The sequence below is a fragment of the Pseudomonas viridiflava genome, from assembly GCF_900602065.1.
In the GTDB taxonomy this organism is placed as follows: domain Bacteria; phylum Pseudomonadota; class Gammaproteobacteria; order Pseudomonadales; family Pseudomonadaceae; genus Aquipseudomonas.
Genome location: NZ_UWFN01000068.1, coordinates 1 through 401 on the forward strand (window position 1 = coordinate 1; position 401 = coordinate 401).

At 51.6% G+C, this 401-nt stretch carries 1 pseudogene; it reads left to right on the forward strand.

Features of this window, described 5'->3' with window-relative positions:
- Positions 1-93: 93 nt before the first annotated feature.
- A pseudogene (locus tag EE949_RS01030) lies at positions 94-401 on the forward strand (hydrolase); the annotation flags it as partial.

Genomic DNA, 401 nt, shown 5'->3' on the forward strand with positions numbered 1-401 from the left:
CAGCCGATTTATCCTTTATTCGAAGACCTTTAATCTGGCCTCAAGTTGAACGACGCCACTTACTACTTACCTACTTCGATAAAGGATTCCACCATGACTAACGCCACTTACAACCGCCTGAACAAAGACGACGCCGTAGTTCTGCTGGTCGACCACCAGACTGGTTTGATCTCGCTGGTACAGGACTTCACCCCGAACGAGTTCAAGAACAACGTACTGGCGCTGGCTGATGTGGCCAAGTTCTTCGAACTGCCAACCATCCTGACCACCAGCTTCGAACAAGGTCCTAACGGCCCGCTGGTACCAGAGCTCAAAGAGATGTTCCCGGATGCTCCTTACATCGCTCGCCCTGGTCAGATCAACGCTTGGGACAACGAAGATTTCGTCAAAGCGATCAAGGC